Origin of the sequence: Acidovorax sp. BoFeN1 (assembly GCF_003345135.1) — a bacterium.
GTDB lineage: Bacteria > Pseudomonadota > Gammaproteobacteria > Burkholderiales > Burkholderiaceae_C > Acidovorax > Acidovorax defluvii.
Map to the genome: position 1 here is coordinate 1 of NZ_QOZT01000152.1, position 2,907 is coordinate 2,907.

The window sequence follows — 2,907 nt, forward strand, 5'->3', positions numbered from 1 at the left end:
GGTCGCGGTCGTCGTGGGCGTGCATGCGGGGGTGTGAGGGCGGGCTGGCGGTCAGCCGCCCTGCTTGACGGAGAGGGCCACGCGCTGCACGCCGGCCTTTTGCAGTGCGTCCATGGCTTTCACCACGGTCTCGTAGGTTACGGTTTTTTCTGCGCTGATGAGGATGGGCGTGTCGGCGGGCTGGCTGGCCTGCCAGGTTTTCGCGGCACTGCCCAGCTCCTGCAAGCTCATGGGGCGTTCGTTGCCATCGGTCTTGAGTTTCAGGCTGCCGTCCTTGTTGACAATCACCTGGCCAAACGTCTTGGGTGGCTTGCTGCCTTTGCCCACCGAGGGAACGTTGATGGCGCTGGGCGTGAGCATGGGCGCAGTCACCATGAAAATGATCAGCAGCACCAGCATCACATCGATGAAGGGCACCATGTTGATTTCGTTCATGGAGCGGCGGCGGCTGCCGGTGCGCGAGGCCATTGCGGGCATGGTGGGCTCCCGCTTCAGTGGCCTGAGGGCGAGCCGGGGTGGGTACCCAGGTTGCGCTGCAGGATGTTGGAGAACTCTTCGATGAAGGTCTCCTGGTGGTTGGCCACGCGGTCGATGTCGCGCGCAAAACGGTTGTAGGCAATCACGGCCGGAATGGCGGCAAACAGGCCCAGGGCGGTGGCCACCAGCGCCTCGGCAATGCCGGGTGCCACGGTGGCCAGCGTGACTTGCTCCATGCCGGCAAAGCCCGTGAAGGCGTGCATGATGCCCCACACCGTGCCAAAAAGGCCCACATAGGGGCTCACCGAGGCCACCGAGCCCAGGAACGACAGACTCGATTCGACCACATCCATCTCGCGCTGAAAGCTGGCACGCATGGCGCGGCGGGCGCCGTCGAGCAGCGTGCCGGGGTCAGTGATGCGGCGCTCGCGCAGTTTCTGGTATTCGCGCATGCCGCTGGCAAAGATGCGTTCCATGGGGCCGGCGTTCTTGGCGTTTTGTGCGGTGCTGGCGTACAGGTCGTTGAGGCTGGTGCCCGACCAGAAATCGCGCTCGAAATCCTCATTGAGCGCCTTGACGCGTTTCAAGGCAAACAGCTTGCGAAAGATGGCGGCCCAGCTGGAGACGGAGACGATCAGCAGCAGCAGCATGACGAGTTGCACCACCCAGCTGGCTTGCAGCACCAGGGAGAGGATGGACATATCTTGGGAATTCATGAGAGTTGTTCCAGAAGGGTGCTCGGGATTCTTGCGGGGCGCATGCTGGCGGCATCCACCCAGCCGATACGGATGGTGCCTTCGCTCAGCAAAACGCGCGGCTGATTGGGTGCTTGCTCATTATTCAATAGCGCCTGCTGCACGATTGTCAAGGATGCGCGGCCGGTTTCCTGCAATTGGGCGGTAACAATGAGTTCATCGTCCAGGCGTGCCGGGCGCAGGTAGCGCAAGCGGGCATCGGTTACGACGAAGATCCCGCCCGTTTGTTCCCGCAGCTGTTGCTGGCCAATGCCCAGCGAGCGCAGCCACTCGGTGCGGGCGCGTTCAAAGAACTTAAGGTAGTTGGCATAGAACACGATGCCGCCGGCATCGGTGTCTTCCCAGTAAATGCGGATGGGGAACTCGAAGGGCATGGTTCTTTCAGCCCAGCAGCCCGCGCAGGCGTGCCACCGATTCCTGCAACTGTGCCATGGAGTTGGCCGTCGAGAAGCGCACGAATCGCTGCGGATCAAAGGTGCCGAAGTCGCGCCCTGGCGTCACCGCCAAATGGGCGCGGCGCATCACCTCGTAGGCAAAGTCCCAGCTTCCCTGCACGCCGAGTTTTTCGCACGCGGCTGTGCAGTCGGCCCAGGCATAAAAAGCGCCGTCGGGCATCACGGGCACGGCAAGGCCCAGTGCCTGCAGTTCAGGGATGAAGTAGTCGCGCCGGGCCTTGAACTCGGCGCGCCGGCGTTCGTATTCGGCAATGCTCTCGGTCTCAAAACAGGCCATGGCTGCCATTTGTGACACGGTGCTGGCGCAGATGAACAGGTTTTGCGCCAGGCGCTCGACCACGGGCACCATGGCATCGGGCACCACCATCCACCCCAGGCGCCAGCCCGTCATGTTGAAATATTTGCTGAAGCTGTTGATGCTGATGACGTTGTCGTCAATGGCCAGGGCCGTCTGGCCGAAGGCATCGTCGTACGAAAGGCCGAGGTAGATCTCGTCGATCATCGTCACGCCGCCCCGGTCCTGCACCACGCCGTGGATGCGGCGCAGCTCGCCCTGCGCAATGGAGGTGCCCGTGGGGTTGGAGGGCGAGGCCAGCAACACGCCCCGTGTCTTGCTGTTCCAGGCGGCCTGCACCTTCTCGGCGCTGAGCTGGTAGCGCTCGGCGGCGGTGGTGGGGATCAGTATGGCGTTGCCTTCTGCGGCGCTCACAAAATGCCGGTTGCAGGGGTAGCTCGGGTCGGGCATCAGCACTTCGTCGCCGGCCTCGATCAATGCCAGGCAGGCCAGGTGCAGCGCTGCCGAGGCGCCCGCCGTCACCACGATGCGGCGCGCGGGCACGTTCACGCCAAAGCGCTGCTGGTACCAGCCGCTGATACGCTCGCGCAGGGGCTCGTAGCCCAGCGACTGGGTGTATTGCGTGGCGCCGTCGTGCACAGCGCGTGCGGCGGCTTCCTGCACCAGCGGGGGCGCCGTGAAATCGGGCTCGCCAATGTTCAGAAAAATCATGGGCTGGCTGCTGCCGGCCACCTCGCGGGCCATGGCCTGGGCGGCCTTGGCCACTTCCATCACATAAAACGGTTCAATGCGCTCGGCGCGCCTGGAAAACTTCATGGGGAGGGATCCTGCCCGCGATGCGCGGGGGTGGCGGGAAAAAGCGGGCCGCAGTGCGGCCCGGGGCCGGTTCAGGCGCCAGCGTCGGGGCTGGCGCCTGAACCGGCCC

General features: G+C 64.2%; 4 protein-coding genes. All 4 read right to left on the bottom strand.

What is annotated here, in order from left to right; all coding sequences use genetic code 11:
* Positions 1-51: 51 nt before the first annotated feature.
* From DTW89_RS18865 to DTW89_RS18880, 4 genes are read right to left on the bottom strand one after another with little or no spacing between them, the layout of a single operon-like run.
* Positions 52-477 (bottom strand): ExbD/TolR family protein, encoded by a 426-nt coding sequence (locus tag DTW89_RS18865; RefSeq protein ID WP_024815796.1) that lies wholly within the window; start codon positions 475-477, stop codon positions 52-54.
* Positions 478-491: 14 nt separating this feature from the next.
* A complete protein-coding gene (tolQ, locus tag DTW89_RS18870; protein WP_114657045.1) occupies positions 492-1,193 on the bottom strand; it encodes a protein TolQ in 702 nt (233 codons plus the stop codon).
* Positions 1,190-1,606 carry a tol-pal system-associated acyl-CoA thioesterase gene (ybgC, locus tag DTW89_RS18875; RefSeq protein ID WP_114657046.1) on the bottom strand — a complete coding sequence of 139 codons (417 nt, stop codon included), beginning with the start codon at positions 1,604-1,606 and terminating at the stop codon, positions 1,190-1,192. The genes tolQ and ybgC overlap by 4 nt, the downstream gene beginning before the upstream one ends.
* Before the next feature lie 7 nt (positions 1,607-1,613).
* Positions 1,614-2,798 carry a pyridoxal phosphate-dependent aminotransferase gene (locus DTW89_RS18880; protein WP_024815793.1) on the bottom strand — a complete coding sequence of 395 codons (1,185 nt, stop codon included), beginning with the start codon at positions 2,796-2,798 and terminating at the stop codon, positions 1,614-1,616.
* Between the last annotated feature and the right edge of the window lie 109 nt (positions 2,799-2,907).

Bases quoted from the DNA above. Each gene is read 5' to 3' on its own strand.
- DTW89_RS18865 (WP_024815796.1), bottom strand. From the start codon at position 477: ATGCCCGCAATGGCCTCGCGCACCGGCAGCCGCCGCCGCTCCATGAAC.
- tolQ (WP_114657045.1), bottom strand. From the start codon at position 1,193: ATGAATTCCCAAGATATGTCCATCCTCTCCCTGGTGCTGCAAGCCAGC.
- ybgC (WP_114657046.1), bottom strand. From the start codon at position 1,606: ATGCCCTTCGAGTTCCCCATCCGCATTTACTGGGAAGACACCGATGCC.
- DTW89_RS18880 (WP_024815793.1), bottom strand. From the start codon at position 2,798: ATGAAGTTTTCCAGGCGCGCCGAGCGCATTGAACCGTTTTATGTGATG.